This window comes from Nonomuraea thailandensis, from assembly GCF_024172165.1.
GTDB classification, from domain to species: Bacteria; Actinomycetota; Actinomycetes; order Streptosporangiales; family Streptosporangiaceae; genus Nonomuraea; species Nonomuraea thailandensis.
Map to the genome: position 1 here is coordinate 7,014,665 of NZ_JAMZEB010000002.1, position 16,955 is coordinate 7,031,619.

Sequence of the window (16,955 nt, forward strand, 5' to 3'; positions counted from 1 at the left end):
GTGCGGAGGTAGGGCGTGGGTGTTGCGCGGCAGTCGAGGCGGCCGGACGAGACCGCCGGCCGAGGCGATCGGGTCGGGGCGGTCGGGTCGGGGCGGTCGGGTGCTGGCTCCACCCTCGGTTCCACCCTTCTGAGGTGCCGCTCCACCCACCCGCCTGCTTAGCGTCCTGGCATGGACAAACGGCTTGAACTGCTGCAACGCCTGCTGGACGCCAATGGGGGCAAAGTGAACGGGAAGTTCTTGATCGCGGTCATCGTCGTGGCCCTGATCGTGGTCGTCGGGTTCCTCGCGTTCCGCCTTATCTTGGTGGACATGATTCTCAGCCTGCGGGACGCCCGCTAGCACATGCGCGAGGTGTGGGGGCGGGTCACGCGGCTGCTGGCCGCCGACGACCCCGAGACCGGGCGGCTGACCAGGGCCCTGCTGACCATGGTCCTCGCCTGGTCGCTGGTGGTCGCCTCGCCGGGCCGGGCGGCGGCGCCCGTGTGGTCGGCGCTGGGCGTGGCGATGGTCTGCTGGCTGGCGTTCGTCCTGCTCGACGGCCGCCACCCCGCCCCCACCAGGCCACGACTCGACACCCCCTTCCCCACACCCGCCGAGGCACTGCCCGGCAACCGATCTCCCGCACCCACCGAAGCACCGCCCGGCGACCGGTCTCCTACACCGACCAAGGCGCCGTCCAACAACCACGATCCCGCCCCTGATCAGGCACTGGTTGACGACGACGACTCTCCGGCCTTCACCGAGGTGCCATCCCACCACCGCCCTCTCGCCTTTGATGAGACGCCACCAGCCGATCGTCGCTCTCCCGTTCTGCAGGAAACGCCAGCCGACCACGGCTTCCCCGCCCTTGCCGCCGAGACGCCAGCACACGACTCGTTCACCGCCTCCGTCGTGGCGTCGTCCGGCGGGGTCTCCGCTGCGACCGCCGGCAAGGCGTCATTCGTCCGGCGTTTCTCTGTGCCGCCCACGGTGTTGCTCGCGGTCGGGTCCGCGGTGGCGGCTGCGGTGACGGGGTCGGAGTCGGCGGCGCCCACGGTGTTCCTGTTCGCGATGCTGCTGCTGTACGCCGCGCACATGACGCCGAGCATGACGACCATCTGCCTGGTCACCGCGGCCGACCTGGGGTTGATGGCCGGGAGCCTCGTCTGGTTCGACCGGCCGCGGACGTCGATCGTGGTCCAGGGTGTGGTGATGGTGTGCGCGGTGCTGTTCGCGCTGCATCGCCGCCAGTACCGCCGCGCCCTCCAGGACCGGGCCCGCGCCATGGCGCTGGACGAGCGGGCCCGCATCGCCAGGGAGTTGCACGACGTGCTCGCGCATTCGCTGGGCGCCCTGGGGGTGCAGCTCGACGTGGCCGAGGCGCTGCTGACCGAGCGAGGGGACGTGGCGGGCGCGGTGGCCCGCATCCGCCGCTCGCGCGGACTCGCCAGGGAAGGGCTGGTGGAGGCACGAGCGGCGGTGGCGGCGCTGCGCGAGGACGTGCCCCCGCTGCCGGACGCCCTCGGCCTGCTGGTGACCGAGCACCGCCGGGACCACTCCGTACAGGCTGAGCTGCACACCACGGGGACGCGGCGGCCGATCACCCCGGCGGCCGAGGTCTGCCTGCTGCGCACGGCCCGCGAGGCACTCACCAACGCCGCCAAGCACGCGCCAGGCCGGCCGGTCACGCTCGACCTGTCGTACGGCGAGCACTCCGTCCACCTGACGGTCCGCAATCCCCTTCCGGCGGTCCCGGAGCACGTGGGAGAACAGCCTGCGCACCGCACCGGTTACGGGCTCGCCGGGATGCGGGAGCGGGTGGCGCTGGCGGGTGGCACGCTGGGCGCCGGACCCGTCGGCGAGACGTGGGAGGTACGGGCGGAGGTGCCGGAGTGAAGGTGCTGGTGGTGGATGACCAGCAGGTGATGCGTGAAGGGCTCGTGGCGTTGCTGGATCTGGTGGACGGCGTCGAGGTCGTGGGGGATGCCGGGCAGGGTGAGGAGGCGCTGGGGCTGGTGGCGGAGCTGCGGCCGGACGTGGTGCTGATGGACCTGCGGATGCCGGTCATGGACGGCGTGGAGGCGACGCGGCGGATCGTCCGCGAGTATCCCGGGGTGGCCGTGGTGGTGCTGACCACGTACGACGACGATCGGTCCGTGGACGCGGCGCTGCTGGCCGGGGCGCGCGGTTACCTGACCAAGGACGCGGGGCGGGCCGAGATCGCCGCGGCGCTGCGCTCGGCCGCCGCTGGGCAGTCGACGTTCTCGCCCGCGGCGGCGAAGCGGCTGGTCGAGGTGCTGTCGCGGAGCGCTGCTGAGCCGGTGACCGTCTGCCCCGACGGGCTGACGGTGCGGGAGGTGGAGGTGCTGCGGCTGATCGCCCGCGGGCTCAGCAACGCCGAGATCGCCGCCCGCCTGTTCATCGCCGCGACGACGGTGAAGACGCACATCAACAACGCCTTCGCCAAGATCGGCGTACGCAACCGCACCGAGGCCGCCGACTACGCCCGCAACCGGCTCCTCTGAACGCCGCCGCGTACCTCTGACCGAGAACCGAGAACCGAGAACCGGGGACTGGGGACTGGAGACCGGGGACCGGAGCGAGGGCCTGGGCAGGGGGCAGGGCGCAGGGCCGGGGGAATGCGCTTGCGGCCGGGGGCGCCGGATCACTCTGCGGATCGCCACCCCCGGCCGGCCGCCGCGCGTGCGGGTCTCAGCCTCCGATGGCCGGGACGCCATCGAGGACGGCCGTCGCCGCGGTGTCCTGTTTCGGGGGCAGGGTTGTGAGCATGCCCACCAGGTGGTCCGCGATCGCGGCGATGGTGGGCTGCTGCCACAGCAGGGTCGCGGGGAGACGGCAGCCGAAGCGCTTCTCCAACCGCCGCCTGACCATGACCGTCATCACCGAATCCAGCCCCTGTTCGATGAGGGGGCGCCGGATCGCCAGGTCCTCCGTGGCGAGCCTCATCACGGCGGCGATCTCCGCGCGGACCTCTGTCTGGACGTGTTCGCGCAGTTCCTCCGGCGGCAGGCCGGCGAACGAGTCCGCGGGTTCCCGGAGGTCGTCCTCGGCCGCCACGGGGGCGTCGATCACCGGGTAGCGGAGTCCGGACAGGTGTCCCACCACGCGGCCGTCGGCGTCGGCCAGGAGTGCCAGTACGGTGTCGTCGCGCGACGGGTCGAGGGCCGTGTGGATGATCACGGTCTCCGGTGGCGGGCCGGTCAGCACCACCTCGTCGATGTGCACCACCATGCGCAGCACGGGGTCGCCGGGGAACACGCAGGGAGCCACGGACATCACCGCGTCCAGCGCCGGCGCCCACGTCGGCTGCCCGCCCTGCGAGTATCCGTCCTCCGCGCGCCCGCCTCCCGGCTGCCCGCTCTCCGAGTATCCGTCCTCCGCGTGCCCGCCCTCCGGGTGCCCGGTGCGGACCGTGGCGCGTAGCACGCCGTCTCCGCCCGACAGCGCCTGGATCGTCCAAGCGAAGCCCGTCGAGGGGACGCCGACCGCAGCCAGACGCTGGTGAACGAACCCGGTGTCGAGCGGGGTGAGCCCGGCCGCAGCGGCGTCAGGCAGCGCCTCGGGCAACGCATGCACGTGGTCCAGAGCCACCCCATCGCCTTGAGCGACTCCATTGCCCTGGGCAACCCCGTTGCTGTGAGGGGCTCCATGGCCTGAGGCGGCCCCGGTGGCCTGTGCGGCCCCGTTGGTCTGTGCCGCTCCGTTCGTCTGTGCCGCTCCGGTGGTGTGGGCGGCTCCGTTCGTCTGGGCGGCTCCGTTCGTCTGGGCGGTTCCGTTGCTCTGGGCGATTCCCTTGACGGGAACAGCCCCGTTGCTCCTGCCCGCCGCACCCCCGCCGCCCCCCACGCACGCCGTGACGTGCACCAACCAGGCCGGTTCCGGCTCTCCAGGCCCGGCCGGCGTACGCGCCGCGAGCCGGATCGAGGGAGGCTCGTGGACGACCTGGATCTGCCTGCGCTCCGAGGTCATCAGCGGATGCATCATCTCCACATCGGTGAGGACGGGAAGGACGCCGTCCTCGCCGGCGCGCAGGAAGCTGTTGACCAGCACAGCGGCGGGCACGATCTCGACCCCGTTCAGCGTGTGGCTGCCGGGATAGGGCCGGTTCGCGTCCTCCAGGCTGGTCTTCCACAGCCGCGTCCGGCTGCCCGCGAGGCTCGTCCCGGCGCCGAGCAGGGTGTGGGAGCGCACGTCGTGCCCGCGGTTCTCGTCGTCGCCCCCGGAGCCGTCACGCCAGTGGCGGCGGTGCTGCCAGGCGTACGGCGGCAGGTCGGCCAGGCCGCCGGACGGCTGCAGGCGCGTCCAGTCCACCTCGACGCCGTGGCAGTGCGCCAGGCCCACCGCTGCGAGGAGGGCGGATCGCTCCGGCTGGTTCCTGCGCAGCGACGTGCCGATGAACACGTCCTCGAACCCGCTCTCCGAGAGCGTCTCGTTGAGGGAGTGCGCGACCACGGGGTGCGGCGAGATCTCCAGGAACGCGCGGTAACCGTCCTGGGCGGCGGCCTCGGTCGCCGCGCGGAGCCGGACGGGGTCGCGCAGGTTCTTCGCCCAGTACGCGGAGTCCAGGACGGACGTCGAGCGGGGGTCGGCCAGCACGGTCGAGTACATGGGGATGCGGGGCGCGCCGAACGCCAGATCGGCGGTGGCCGCCGCCAGTTCGACGGCCAAGGGGTCCATGTGCGGGCTGTGGAAGGCGACGTCCGACGCCACCCGGCGGGCCACGATGCCCTCGGCCGGCCACTCGTTCAGCACCGCCTCGACCGCGGCGACGTCCCCGGACAGCACGGTGGAGCCGGGCGCCGACGAGATGGCGGCGACCAGGTCGGTACGGCCGGCCAGCCGCTCGGCCGCCTCCTCGAAGGGCAGGCCGACCATGACCATGGCCCCCTTGCCCTCGGCCTGGCGCAGCAGCCGGGACCGGCGGCAGATCAGGCGCGCGCCGTCGGCGACCGACATCGCGCCGGCCGTCACCGCCGCCGCGATCTCGCCGACGGAGTGCCCGATGACGGCCTTGGGCGTCACCCCGTACGCGTTCCAGAGCCGGGCGAGGCCGAGCTGCATCACGAAGATCATGGTCTGTACGCGGTCGATCCCGTCGAGCTCGCCCTCGGTCAGGACCTGCCGGGGAGAGAAGCCGATCTCCTCGGCGAAGATCGGCTCCACCTCGTCGACCAGGGCCGCGAACTCCGGCTCGGTGGCGAGCAGCTCCCGTCCCATGCCGCGCCACTGGCAGCCCTGCCCGGCGAACACCCAGATCGGCCCGGGGCCGGGGTCGGGCAGCACGTCCCCGGTGTGGACGTCCTCGGACGGCAGGTCCTCCGCGAGCCTGCGCAGGCTCGCGGACAGCTCGCCCTGGTCCGCCGCGCTGACGACGGCCCGGCGGGCCAGGTGGGTGCGCCGCAGCGCCAGCGTGTGCCCGGCCGAAGCGAGGTCGAGGCCGTCGTCGAGCCGGTCGGCCAGGATGCCCGCGTACCGCCGCAGAGCCGCGGGCGAGGCGGCCGACAGCGGGAACAGCCGCTGCCCGGGAGCGCGCGAGGCCGACGGCGCCTCCGGTGCCGGCGGAGCCTGTTCGAGCAGGATGTGCGCGACGGTGCCGCCGTAGCCGAAGCTGGAGACGCCCGCCCGGCGCGGGTGGCCGCGGTCCGGCCAGGCCGACCGTTCGGTCACCACGCGAAGCCCCGAGGTCTCCCACGCGATGGCCGGGTTGGGGGTGGTGAGCACGCTCGGGGGGATCTCGCCGCGGTGGAGGGCGAGCACCGCCTTGATGACGCCGGCGATGCCCGCGGCGCCTTCGAGGTGGCCGATGTTGGACTTGACCGAGCCGATCAGGCAGGGGTCGTCCGGGGCGCGTCCCGTGCCGTACACGGCGGCCAGCGCCTCCGCTTCGAGCGGGTCGCCCAGCCTGGTGCCGGTCCCGTGCGCCTCGATGTAGTCCACGGTGGCGGGCGAGACGCCCGCCTGCCGGCAGGCCCTGTTCATCACGTGTTCCTGGGCCGCGCCGCACGGGGCCATGATGCCGTTGGTGTGCCCGTCCTGGTTCACGGCGCTGCCGATGACGAGCGCGAGGATCCGGTCGCCGTCTCGTTGCGCGTCGGACAGCCGCTTGAGCACGACGACGCCGCAGCCCTCGCCGCGCCCGTAGCCGTCGGCCGTGGCGTCGAACGACTTCGAGCGCCCGTCGGGGGCCAGGGCTCCGGCGGTGCCGAGCGTGAGGGTCTGGCCGGGGGTGACCAGCAGGTTGACGCCGCCGGCGAGGGCGACGTCGCTCTCGCCGAGCCGCAGGCTCTGCGCGGCCAGGTGCAGCGCGACCAGCGACGCCGAGCAGGCGGTGTCGACGGCCATGCTGGGGCCGCGCAGGTCCAGCGAGTAGGAGATGCGGTTGGCGACGGCGCAGGTGGCCGCGCCGATCCCGGTCCACGCCTCGATCTGGGGCAGGTCCTCCAGCAGGCGGCCGCCGTAGTCGGCCGTGCAGACCCCGACGAACACCCCGGCGTCGGTGCCGGCCAGCTCGTGCGGCGGCAGGCCGGCGTGCTCCAGCGCCTCCCACGCGGTCTCCATGAGGATCCGCTGCTGCGGGTCCATCAGCTCGGCCTCGCGGGGCGAAAGGCCGAAGAACTCCGCGTCGAAGCCCTCGATGTCGTTCAGGAAGCTGCCGTGGCGCACGGCGTCGCGCAGCGCGGCGGCGTACTCGGGGCTGTGGTTCTCGTACGGGCGCCAGCGTTCGGCGGGCAGCGGCCGGGTCGTGTTCCCGGCGGCGCCCAGCAGGTCCCAGAACGCGTCCGGTGAGCCGGCGTCGCCGGGGAAGCGGCATCCGATCCCGACCACCGCCACCGGTTCCACGCGTACTCCGCTCGGACTATCGGCCATCGCGTTCGTTTCCCTTCGATGACGACGTTTCACGACCATGCGGGCGTGTCGAGAATCTTGATCACGGCGCCGGAGACGGTGACTCCCGGGCCGGTGCCGAGCATCAGCAGGTGGTCACCGGGGCCCAGCTCCCCCGTCAGCAGCAGCCGGTCGAGGGCGAGGACCTGGTCACTGGCCCCGCAGTGGCCGATGGTGCGGCCGTAATCCCAGGTCGATCGGGACATGGGCAGGTCGAGAACGGCCATGCAGCGCTGTTCGACGATCTCTTCCGAGTAGTTCATGAAGGCCACCCGGGTGAGATCGCCGGCCTCGATCCCGCTCTCGGCCAGGACGCGCTCGACGACGTCCATCAGCGCCCGCTGGATCTTGAACAGGGCGGCGGTGGCCTCGCCCTTGGGCATGACCTGCTGCCTGAACTGGTCGTTCCTGGCCCCGAAGCTCATCCGGCGCCCGACGGTGACGCCGGGCGGGAACAGCGGCTCGGTGCCGCGGTGCAGCTCCTCGGCCTCGGCCACGGTCACCGTGCAGACCGACATCAGTCGGGCGAAGCCGTTCTCCTTGGTGAGCACGAGCGCGCTGGCGGCGTCGCCGCCGACGTAGCCGGGGCCCATGCGCCACCGGTCCATCAGCGGGGTGCCGTAGTTGTCGGCGGCGACGAGCAGGGCGGCCTGCCGGCCGGACGCGGCGTCGAGGTAGCTCGCCGCGAGGTCGAGCGCGACGAACATCCCGTTGCAGCCCTGCCGGATCTCGGTGGCCACGACGTCCCCGCCGACGAGCTGGCGCTGCAGGTAGGAGTGCGGCGGCCAGCCGTCCGGGCCCTGGTGCCAGGTCGAGGCGTACAGGAGGAGGTCGAGATCCGACGGCGCCCGGCCACTGCGTTTGAGCGCGCTCTGCGCCGCGTGCAGCGCCATCTCCGGAGCCGGTACGTCGCCGGCCACCGCCGCCCCGGCCAGGTTGTGCAGCTCCGCCTCCTCCGCCGGGTACCAGCCCTTGGCGACGGCCTTCTCGACGCTGACGACGGTCCGGGGGATGAAGGCTCCCACTCCGCTGATGTACGTGTCCGCCCACTGCATGACTGCGCCCCTCGCTCCGGCTAGACGGATTCGAGCTCTCTGACCATCGCCACGATGGTCACCACGTCCCTGAAGTTCTCGGGGTCGAGCTTGGCGGCCGGGATCGGGACGCCGACGTCCTTCCTGAGGAAGTTCAGCAGCCGCGCCGTCCGCAGGGAGTCCAGCAGGCCCGACACGAGGAGCGGGGTCGTCTCGTCCACCTCGATGTCGTCGCCGTCCAGGACGAGGTTGTCCTGGATGAAGCCGACCAGCCGCTGCGTCAGCTCGGTCATGCGCGTGCTCCTCTCGTGACGGGAACGCCGGACAGGACCCGGAACGCGGCCGCGGCGACCGACGTGCCCGAGCCGAACCCGACCATGAGCAGGTGATCACCGGCGACGAGCCCGCCGGTCGCGATCAGGTGCTCGAAGGCGATGAACTGGTCCACCGCGCCGCAGTGGCCGACGCGCCGCCCGTAGTCCCACGTCGTCTGCTCCTCCTCGATGCCCAGCCAGGACATCTGCCCGTCCAGGTCCTCGCGGCGGCCGTGCGGGAACGCCACCCGCGTGATGTCGGCGAACCCGATGCCGGCCTCCTCCAGGGTCTGTTCGACCTGCTGCATCATCGTCTTCTGGATGGTCAGGTGGATCCCGGTCCCGTGCGCCTTGAGCAGCCGCTGGCGGAACTCCTCGTGCCGGTCCCCGAAGCTCAGGCCCCTGCCGACGGTGGCGTCCGGGGGGAACAGCGGGTAGCCGCCGTCGTTGACGGCGTCGGCCTCAGGGATCGTGGTCGCGTTGACCGCGAGGAGCTCGGCCATGCCGTACTCCTTGCCGAGGACGAGCGCGCAGGCGGCGTCGCCGATGACCGCTCCGGGCGTCATGCGCCAGCGGTCCACCAGCGGGGTGCCGTGGTTGTCCGCGGAGACCACCATCGCGGTCTCCCGCCGCGGGTCGGCCTGGAGGTAGCTGGCCGCCAGCTCCATCGAGCTGATCATGCCGACGCAGCCGCTGCGGATCTCGAACGCGGGCACGTGCCCGCCGAGGAGGTGCATCTGCAGGTAGTGCTGGGGCTGCCAGCCGTTGGGGCCCTGGTGCCAGACCGACGGGTAGAGCAGGAGGTCGAGCTCCCGCGGGGAGGATTCGCCCCAGCGGTCGTAGGCGTCCAGGACCGCGCGCCGGGCCATCTCCGGCGCGGGCACGTCGCCGGCGACCGCCGCGCCGAGCTGCTGGAACCGCTCGACCTCCTCGGCCGGGTACCGGCCCTCCCGAACCGCCTGATCGACGCTCACGATGTCCGGCACGAAGACGCCGAGGCTCCTGACGAACATGTTGGTTGTACGCACACGTCCCCTAACTCGTCGACGATCGCCGCGCCTGCGGGCACGGCGTGGAAGGGCGCCGTCGATCCGACGGAGCACCAGGGAGAACGGCGTGGAACAGGACGGCGGCGGGATGGGCGACGCACATCCCGGAGAATTCGCCGCCAGGCGATATGTACGGGGAATTCGGCCAGGCGCACGCAGGGGCCGACGAAATATTTCGTGAATACGGAGTCGGCGGTCAGACGAGGGTCGGCTGGTGGGTTCTGCAATTTCCGCCGGTCGGCGAAGAGCCGGAACCAATGGCCGTCACGGATTCCGCTCTTTCATCGGTCGGCACAGAGGAAAGGATAGGGCGGCCCCCCGAGTAAATCAATATAACGTCCGAAATCTGGACGACGTCATTCCGTGATCGGCGATCGGCGGAACGTGTCGAGTTAGGAAATGCACTTTTCCGCGCCGAGCTGCGGTTTCTCCGGCTGGATGGTTCCAGAGTGCGTTTCCGAAATTGCGCCCGGCTCAGCCGGACACCTTGGTGCAGGGGATGCCGTTGAGCCTGAACTCGGCCGGTGTGGCGTTCGTGCCGCTGTAGGTCGCCTCGAAGCCGAAGCTGGTGCTGGAGCTGGCGCCGATGACGGCGTTGTGGCCGGCGTCGCGTGCGGTCACCTGGGCGCCCGACTGGGTCACCGTGGCGTTCCAGGCGGTCGTGACCTGCTGGTTGCCGGGCCAGGTCCACGTCGCGACCCAGCGGTCGATGGGGGTCGTGCCGGTGTTCCTGATGGTCACGCTGCCGGTGAAGCCGCCGCTCCAGGTGGTGGTGGCGTAGGAGACCTGGCAGGAGGTGCCCATCTTGAGCCCGCCGCGCAGGAACCACTCGAAGGTGTCCCAGGTGGGGTTGGGCGTGCCGGCCTGGGTGGTCCCGTAGCAGTTGGTGGTGGTGTAGCTGGTCTGGGTGCCGAAGCGGGCGGGGTCCATGACGTCGCTCTTGCCGTGGTCCGCGCCGGGGATCGAGATGAACAGGGCGTTGCCGCAGCTCGCCTTGATCTTGTTGTAGAGCAGGACGCTCTGCCCGTGCGGCACCAGGAAGTCGGCCTGGCCGTGCAGGAACATCAGCGGCGGGTCGTTGGCGTCGACGTAGTTGATCGGGTTGGCCAGCGCCACCTTGTCGGGGCAGGTCTGGATCGCGCAGCCGATCAGCAGGGATTCGGGCGAGACGGGAGAGTTGTGGTCCAGCCCTCCACCCGGCAGGTTCTGCGCGTTCATCTGGAGGAAGTCGGTCGGGCTGTAGAAGGCGAGCCCCGTCTGCACGGCGCTGGAGACGCCGGTGGTGCCGACGGTGCCCTCCAGCGACGCGACGCCGCCGGTCAGGGTGGCCATCTCCGTCAGCCAGCCGCCCGAGGAGTCGCCCATCATCGCGAAGCGGTTGGGGTCGAGCTGGTACGTGGCGGCGTTCGCCCGCAGCCACCGGATGGCCGCCTTGACGTCGTGCACCTGGGCGGGGAAGACCGCCTGCGCGCTGGAGCGGACGCTGACGCCGGCCACCGCGAACCCCTTGGCGTTGAAGACGGCGGCGATCGCGTCCGCGCCGTTCTTGCCGTCGTCGCTCGACCAGGCGGAGCCGCTGTGCCAGATCAGCAGCGGCCGGGGGGTGATGCCGCCGGCCGGCAGGTAGAGGTCCAGCAGGTGTCCCCTGGAGCCGGCCGGTTGCGCGGGCGCGTAGGCGATGTCGCTGATCACCTGCGCCGCCGCGCGAGCCGGTGGCGACAGGACGAGCGACACACCGAGGGTGGCCAGCATCGTCATGACCATGCCGAGGATCGAGGCCGTGCGCTTACGAGCGTGCATGGTGCGCCTCCGGTGTTCGGATGATCGCCGCGGGCCGACGTGACGATATGACAGGGATGTGACGGCGGTCAAAGGTTTCGTCAAATGAAGGGCCTTCCCGAACGCACAGCGACGACCTGGTGACCGGTCCTACAATCCCCACATGCGCTCTGACAGCGGCGTCACGCCGGCGGTCAACAGCGGCGGCGGGCCGGAGCCCGGCCGCTCCCGGCGGTTCGCCGCGGGCACGAGCGGCGTGCGGGGGCTGCTGGTCACGCTGCTCGGCGGCTACGTGCGCTCGGCCGGGCAGGCCACGCCCACCTCGGCCTTCGTCGACGCGCTGGGCCGCTTCGGCGTCAAGGAGGACGCCTGCCGGCAGGCGCTGGCCCGCGCCACCGCGGACGGCTGGCTGCGCCCGAGCCGCGAGGGACGGTACACGTGGTGGCGCCTCAGCCCCGCCTTCGAGCAGTTCCTGCGGCTGGGCGCCGAGCGGATCCTGCGCTTCACCGCGACCCAGCCCGACTGGGACGGCCGGTGGCTGGTGGTCCTGGCGCGCGCCGCGGAGACGAACCGGCCGGGCCGCCACCTGCTGCGCACGCGGCTGCGGTGGGCGGGGTTCGGCAACCCGGCGCCGGGGACCTGGGTCAACACGCACACCGACCGGGCCGGGGAGGCCGGGCTCGTCCTCGACGAGGCCGGGGTGCGCGGGCAGGCGCAGATCTTCGTCACGGAGCACCTGTCGGGCGGCGAAGCCTCGGCCCTCGTCCGCCAGGCGTGGGACTTCGACGAGGTCGAGCGGGAGTACGAGGCGTTCCTCGCGGCGTTCGCCCGCCCGCCGTTCAGCGATCCGCTGGTCCGGCTCACCAGGCTCGTGCACGACTGGCGCCGTCTCGCGCTCGTCGATCCCGAGCTGCCCGCGGAGCTCCTGCCCGCGCAGTGGCGCGGCGCCCGCGCCGCGCGGCTCTTCCGCGAGCAGCACGCGAAGTGGGCGCCGGCCGCGTTGCGTGAATGGGAACGGATCAGCTCGCGGACGCGATGAAACAGGGTTTGCGCGCCTGATGACTATCTTTTCCGGCACCCGGTCAGCAATAATCTTGAACGCCATGATCCGGTGCGTCGCAGGAGGATTGATGCGCAAGGCACGCGCGGTTCTCGTCTCGGCCGTTCTGGCCACCGGAATGTCGTTGTCCCTCGGCGCCGCCCCGGCGCACGCGGAGACGCTGAACGGCATCTACCGGGATTACTCGGAATGTCAGCGGGTCGGCAGCTACGGCGACGACCAAGGCTGGTGGGACGACTGGCGGTGCGAGTGGATGAACCAGTATCGCTACTACTTCCTCTACTCGTGACACCGTGAGAACGGACGCGCCCCCCGGCTCCTGAGGGCCGGGCCAGGGGGCGCGCCACCGTGCCGGCGCCGGCGCCCCTCCCGACCGCCCCACACGGTCGGGCGCGAGGGTGTGAGGCGGTGCGGGGCGGCTCGGCGGGAACCGATAGATTCGGCACATAACCGCTGCGTGCGTGCACCTCCGCCGCCGCGCGTGACCAGGCGGCGTGTCCCGCCTGCTCGCCGATTCCAAGGAGCCCCCGTGACCGTTCCCCATGTGCCCGACGTGCATCCAGCCTGGCTGCCTCCTGAGGCCTTCCGCGCGGCCGGCGCGCGCCGCGTGCTCGTGCTCGGCGACGACTCGGCGCCGGCCGAGACCGTGCGGGCCGAGGTGGCCGACGCCTGCGAGCGGCACGGCGGCGCCGTGGCCGCGCCCGGCGAGGCGTGCGACCTGGTGCTCGCCCTTTCCTCGGCCGCCGGCCTGCCGGCCGAGGCGCGGGCGCTGCTGGGGCCGGAGATCGGCGCCGAGGGCTTCGTGCTGGCCCGGCGGGACGGCGTCACGGTGGTGCTCGCCGACGACCCCGCGGGCCTGTTGTACGGCTGGTTCGAGGTGGCCCGGCTGGGCGAGGCTGCGTTCGGCGAGGCACGACCGGCCCGGGCGCACCGCCCCGCGCTGCGCCGGCGCATGCTGGACCATTGGGACAACATCGACGTGCACCCGGTGATGGGCCAGGTCGAGCGCGGCTACTCGGGCGGCTCGATCTTCTGGCTGGACGGCGCCCTGCGCGCGGACCTCACCCGGGTGCGCGCGTACGGCCGGCTGCTCGCCGCGACCGGCGTCAACGCGGTCGCGATCAACAACGTGAACGTGCACACCGCCGAGGCCCACCTGCTGACCGACCGGCTCGGCGAGGTCGCCGCCGTCGCGGCGGAGCTGCGCCCGTACGGCATCCGCGTGCACCTGTCGGTCAACTTCGCCTCCCCGATCACGCTCGGCGGCCTGGACAGCGCCGACCCGCTGGACGAGGCCGTGCGCGAGTGGTGGACGCGCACGACCGGGCGGGTCTACGAGACGATCCCCGACTTCGGCGGCTACGTGGTCAAGGCCGACTCGGAGGGCCAGCCGGGACCGTTCGCGTACGGGCGCAGCCACGCCGACGGCGCGAACATGCTGGCCGACGCCCTGGCCCCGCACGGCGGCGTCGTGTTCTGGCGCGCGTTCGTCTACAACCACCGCCAGGACTGGCGTGACCGCTCCACCGACCGCGCCCGCGCGGCCCACGACCACTTCGCCCCGCTGGACGGCCGGTTCAGGGACAACGCGATCCTCCAGGTCAAGTACGGCCCCATGGACTTCCAGACGCGCGAGCCGGTCTCCCCCGTGATCGCCGCCATGCCGGCCACCAGGCTCGCGGTGGAGCTGCAGGTGACGCAGGAGTACACCGGCCAGCAGCGGCACGTGTGCTACCTCGGCCCGATGTGGAGCGAGGTGCTCGGGTTCCGCTTCTGGGGGCCGGGCGAGCGCGCGGTCGCCGACGTGGCCGCGGGCGGCGGCCTGGTGGCGGTCTCCAATGTGGGCGACGACCCGTACTGGACGGGTCACCCGCTGGCCCAGGCCAACCTGTACGCGTTCGGCCGGCTCGCCTGGTCCCCCGAGCTCGACCCGGCGGCGATCCTGGACGAGTGGATCGGCCTGACCTTCCCCGGCGCGTCCGGCCTGGTGCGCGACACGCTGCACGAGATGATGGACGGCTCCTGGGAGACCTACGAGCGTTACACCGCGCCGCTCGGCGTCGGCTTCATGGTGCGCCCCGGCCACCACTACGGCCCCGACGTGGACGGCTACGAGTACACGCCGTGGGGCACCTACCACTTCGCCGACCGCGACGGCGTGGGCGTGGACCGCACCCGCGCGACCGGCACCGGCTACACCGGCCAGTACCCGGCGCCGTGGTCGGAGGTGTACGAGTCGCTCGCCGAGTGCCCCGACGAGCTGCTGCTCTTCTTCCACCACGTGCCGTACGAGCACGTGCTGCAGAGCGGCGTCACGGTCGTCCAGCACATCTACGACACCCACTTCGCGGGCGCCGAGGAGGCGGCCGGGATCCGGCTGGCGTGGGAGAAGCTGGCGGGCTCCGTGGACCCGGCGCTGTACGCGCGGGTCCAGGAGCGCCTCGACGAGCAGGTCCGGTGCGCGGAGGAGTGGCGCGACCAGGTCAACACCTATTTCCTGCGCAAGTCCGGAGTGCCCGACGCCCGGGGCAGGCAGATCTACTGACGGGTGAAGCGCTGCTGGACCTCGGTGATCATCGCGCGGCTGTTCCACAGGAGCGTCGCCGTGAGCACCGAGGCCAGCAGCGCCGGCGCCGCCTCCGTGGCGAGCACCGTGACGCCGCCCGCCACGATGAGCAGGCACGTGTTGGCCAGGGTGGCGCCCGGGAAGCGGCCCAGCGAGTACGCCGCCAGCTTGGCCACGTCCACCGCCCTGAACGCGAACAGTGACGTGATGACCAGCGCGTTGGCCACCCACAGCGTGGCGCCCGCCGCCAGGACGACCAGCAGCGCCGCCCACCAGCCGGGCACCCCGGCGGCCGAGAAGTTGCCCAGGTTCGTCCCGACCAGGGCCAGCACCACCAGCCAGGGGACCCAGATCTTCATGGCCGCGCCGAAGTTGAGCCGGTAACCGCGCCAGAACGCCGGCGCCGGGCGCAGCTCGGTCAGCTCCCGGCCGCGATGGCGCAGCGCGTACAGGGCGGCGGACAGCGCCGGGCCGGCGGGCAGCAGGCAGGCGGCCATCAGCGGCACGTTGCCGGCGGAGCGGTCGAGCAGGACCAGCGCCACCAGGCCCGGCACCGCGGTGAGCAGGACGAGCAGTTCGACGACCAGCAGGGTGTAGATCAGGGCGGAGATCCGCGAGAGCGGGCCGCTGCCGAACTGGCGTGAGGTCGTCACGTCGCCCATCGCGTGCCCCTCTCCAGGCGCCCCGGGCCGTCGCCGGTCACGTGCTCTCCGCCAGGCCGAGCAGCCGGCGGTCGTCCCACCACGGCGGGGTCTCGTCCACCACCGGGCTGAGCTCGACGAGCGTGACCTCGTGGCGGTCGAGCGTCAGGTCGAGCTCGACCATTCCGCCGGTGACCGGCAGGCTCCGGTGGCGGCGGACCGGTTCCGCCGCTTCTCGGAGGATATCGAGCTGCTTGGGGTGCGGTGACCGGGGGCGCCCCATTTCAGACCAGGCCGTCCACGCGTTGCCCATCTCCTCGCTCACCGACGAGCGCAGCATGAACGCCGAGCCGCCCTGGACCGGGACGGCCAGGCGCACGGTGTGCCCGGCGACGGCCGGACCGCCCGTGACGTCCACCGGAGCCCACGCCAGCACGGTCACCCGGCCGCCGGAGTCCCTGGTCACGAGGTGGTCCTCGCCCCTGGTCAGGAGCTGGTCGCCCATGCGCGCCATGAACGCGTACAGGTGGTAGGTGGGCTTCTTGATCTGCCGGTGCGTCAGCAGGCCGAAGCCGCCGTGGAAGATCGAGGTCGGGATCCCGACCTCCTCGAACATGTCGCTGAACGTCCAGTACGAGAAGGAGTCCACCAGCTCGCCGCCCTCGGCCAGCACGGGCGCTAGGTAGGCGGCGTTGAAGGCCGTGTCGTGGACGGGGTTGTCGGGGCGGTAGGAGGAGTTGAACTCGGTGATGTGCACCGGCAGCTCCGCCAGCGGGCCGCCCGCGAGCTGCCGGCGCGTGGTGGCGAACTGCTCCAGCAGGCCGGAGGCGGGGCCCATCGTCTGGTGCACGCCGAACGGCACATGCTGGGCCGGGCCCGAGGTGTAGGCGTGGCGGCTGAGGAAGTCCACCGGCACGTCGCGGGCGGTGACGAAGTCGGCGAAGCGCGGCATCCACTCGTCGGAGCCGGGTGAGATGGACGGGCCGCCGACCTGCAGCGACGCGTCCACGTCCTTGATCGTGCGGGCGGTGATCTCGTACAGGCGGTGGTAGGCGGCCTCGTCGGCGCCCTGCCAGAAGTCCTTGAGGTTGGGCTCGTTCCAGACCTCGATCGGCCAGCGGCGCACCCGGTCGAGGCCGTAGCGGTCGATCAGGTGGGTGAGCGTGGCCCTGACCAGCTCGGCCCACTCCTGCCACGAGCTGGGCGGGGTGACGTTGCCGCGCCACCAGAACACGGTCTGCTCGCCGGAGGCCAGCCCCGAGGGCATGAAGCCCAGCTCCAGGAACGGCTCGATGCCCAGCTCCAGGTAGGCGTCGACGACCTGGTCCAGGTAGGTGAACGAGTGCCGGACGTGCCGCTCGCCCCCGTACTCGTAGGGCCGGTGCACGCCGACGCCGTCGCTGAACAGGCCGTGGCCGCGGATGTGCCGGAAGCCGATCTCCCGCTGGACGAGCGCCAGCGAGTCCTGGTAGTCGCGCCGCAGCGCGAGGTCGAAGCGTCCGGTGCCGACGCAGAAGCGCCAGGCGTCGGACAGCCGCCCGGAGGGCTCGCCGGGGACGAGGTTGCGCATGGGTCAGTCCTTGGAAAATAGGCGGCCGGGCCGCCCCCTCGGCAGGTTGGGGGC

The 16,955-nt window shown here is 72.2% G+C and carries 13 protein-coding genes; 6 read left to right on the forward strand and 7 right to left on the reverse strand.

Translation table 11 applies throughout. The annotated features are described in order from the left end of the window. Positions 1–171 precede the first annotated feature (171 nt). From HD597_RS36090 to HD597_RS36100, 3 genes are read left to right on the forward strand one after another with little or no spacing between them, the layout of a single operon-like run. The gene (locus tag HD597_RS36090; protein WP_253748043.1) at positions 172–342 is read left to right on the forward strand and encodes a hypothetical protein; all 171 of its coding nucleotides are present in this window, start codon (positions 172–174) and stop codon (positions 340–342) included. 3 nt (positions 343–345) lie between these two features. Continuing rightward, positions 346–1,878, forward strand: a complete 1,533-nt coding sequence (locus tag HD597_RS36095; RefSeq protein WP_253748045.1) for a sensor histidine kinase — start codon at positions 346–348, stop codon at positions 1,876–1,878. Positions 1,879–1,907: 29 nt separating this feature from the next. Then, on the forward strand, positions 1,908–2,507 hold the full coding sequence (locus tag HD597_RS36100; protein WP_372513637.1) for a response regulator: 600 nt from the start codon (positions 1,908–1,910) through the stop codon (positions 2,505–2,507). 187 nt (positions 2,508–2,694) lie between these two features. On the opposite strand, the gene HD597_RS36105 is transcribed toward HD597_RS36100, so the two are convergent. From HD597_RS36105 to HD597_RS36125, 5 genes are all read right to left on the reverse strand, one after another. Further along, entirely contained in the window at positions 2,695–6,843 is a 4,149-nt protein-coding gene (locus tag HD597_RS36105) for a type I polyketide synthase (protein WP_253748049.1), read from the reverse strand. A 56-nt stretch (positions 6,844–6,899) separates the two neighbouring features. After that, complete coding sequence (locus HD597_RS36110; protein ID WP_253748051.1) at positions 6,900–7,943, reverse strand: ketoacyl-ACP synthase III family protein; 1,044 nt, start codon at positions 7,941–7,943, stop codon at positions 6,900–6,902. A 20-nt stretch (positions 7,944–7,963) separates the two neighbouring features. Further along, positions 7,964–8,215, reverse strand: a complete 252-nt coding sequence (locus HD597_RS36115; protein ID WP_253748053.1) for an acyl carrier protein — start codon at positions 8,213–8,215, stop codon at positions 7,964–7,966. Continuing rightward, positions 8,212–9,264 (reverse strand): ketoacyl-ACP synthase III family protein, encoded by a 1,053-nt coding sequence (locus tag HD597_RS36120; RefSeq protein ID WP_253748054.1) that lies wholly within the window; start codon positions 9,262–9,264, stop codon positions 8,212–8,214. The genes HD597_RS36115 and HD597_RS36120 overlap by 4 nt, the downstream gene beginning before the upstream one ends. 495 nt (positions 9,265–9,759) lie before the next feature. After that, positions 9,760–11,085 carry a cellulose binding domain-containing protein gene (locus tag HD597_RS36125; protein ID WP_253748056.1) on the reverse strand — a complete coding sequence of 442 codons (1,326 nt, stop codon included), beginning with the start codon at positions 11,083–11,085 and terminating at the stop codon, positions 9,760–9,762. A gap of 142 nt (positions 11,086–11,227) precedes the next feature. Here HD597_RS36125 and HD597_RS36130 point away from each other — a divergent pair, with 142 nt between their 5' ends. From HD597_RS36130 to HD597_RS36140, 3 genes are all read left to right on the forward strand, one after another. Continuing rightward, positions 11,228–12,103, forward strand: coding sequence for a PaaX family transcriptional regulator (locus HD597_RS36130; protein WP_253748058.1), 876 nt, complete (start codon positions 11,228–11,230; stop codon positions 12,101–12,103). 91 nt (positions 12,104–12,194) lie between these two features. Continuing rightward, positions 12,195–12,413 carry a hypothetical protein gene (locus tag HD597_RS36135; protein WP_253748060.1) on the forward strand — a complete coding sequence of 73 codons (219 nt, stop codon included), beginning with the start codon at positions 12,195–12,197 and terminating at the stop codon, positions 12,411–12,413. Between the two features lie 240 nt (positions 12,414–12,653). Then, entirely contained in the window at positions 12,654–14,669 is a 2,016-nt protein-coding gene (locus HD597_RS36140) for an alpha-glucuronidase (protein WP_253748062.1), read from the forward strand. On the opposite strand, the gene HD597_RS36145 is transcribed toward HD597_RS36140, so the two are convergent. Both HD597_RS36145 and HD597_RS36150 read right to left on the reverse strand, forming a co-directional pair. Beyond that, on the reverse strand, positions 14,663–15,352 hold the full coding sequence (locus tag HD597_RS36145; RefSeq protein WP_253748064.1) for a DUF624 domain-containing protein: 690 nt from the start codon (positions 15,350–15,352) through the stop codon (positions 14,663–14,665). The genes HD597_RS36140 and HD597_RS36145 overlap by 7 nt on opposite strands. 37 nt (positions 15,353–15,389) lie before the next feature. Next, positions 15,390–16,901: a GH39 family glycosyl hydrolase gene (locus HD597_RS36150; protein ID WP_253748066.1), complete on the reverse strand. Its 1,512-nt coding sequence runs from the start codon at positions 16,899–16,901 to the stop codon at positions 15,390–15,392. Positions 16,902–16,955: the final 54 nt, after the last annotated feature.

Bases quoted from the DNA above. Each gene is read 5' to 3' on its own strand.
- HD597_RS36110 (WP_253748051.1), bottom strand. From the start codon at position 7,943: ATGCAGTGGGCGGACACGTACATCAGCGGAGTGGGAGCCTTCATCCCC.
- HD597_RS36130 (WP_253748058.1), top strand. From the start codon at position 11,228: ATGCGCTCTGACAGCGGCGTCACGCCGGCGGTCAACAGCGGCGGCGGG.
- HD597_RS36150 (WP_253748066.1), bottom strand. From the start codon at position 16,901: ATGCGCAACCTCGTCCCCGGCGAGCCCTCCGGGCGGCTGTCCGACGCC.
- HD597_RS36095 (WP_253748045.1), top strand. From the start codon at position 346: ATGCGCGAGGTGTGGGGGCGGGTCACGCGGCTGCTGGCCGCCGACGAC.
- HD597_RS36125 (WP_253748056.1), bottom strand. From the start codon at position 11,085: ATGCACGCTCGTAAGCGCACGGCCTCGATCCTCGGCATGGTCATGACG.
- HD597_RS36135 (WP_253748060.1), top strand. From the start codon at position 12,195: ATGCGCAAGGCACGCGCGGTTCTCGTCTCGGCCGTTCTGGCCACCGGA.
- HD597_RS36090 (WP_253748043.1), top strand. From the start codon at position 172: ATGGACAAACGGCTTGAACTGCTGCAACGCCTGCTGGACGCCAATGGG.
- HD597_RS36145 (WP_253748064.1), bottom strand. From the start codon at position 15,352: ATGGGCGACGTGACGACCTCACGCCAGTTCGGCAGCGGCCCGCTCTCG.
- HD597_RS36100 (WP_372513637.1), top strand. From the start codon at position 1,908: ATGCGTGAAGGGCTCGTGGCGTTGCTGGATCTGGTGGACGGCGTCGAG.
- HD597_RS36115 (WP_253748053.1), bottom strand. From the start codon at position 8,215: ATGACCGAGCTGACGCAGCGGCTGGTCGGCTTCATCCAGGACAACCTC.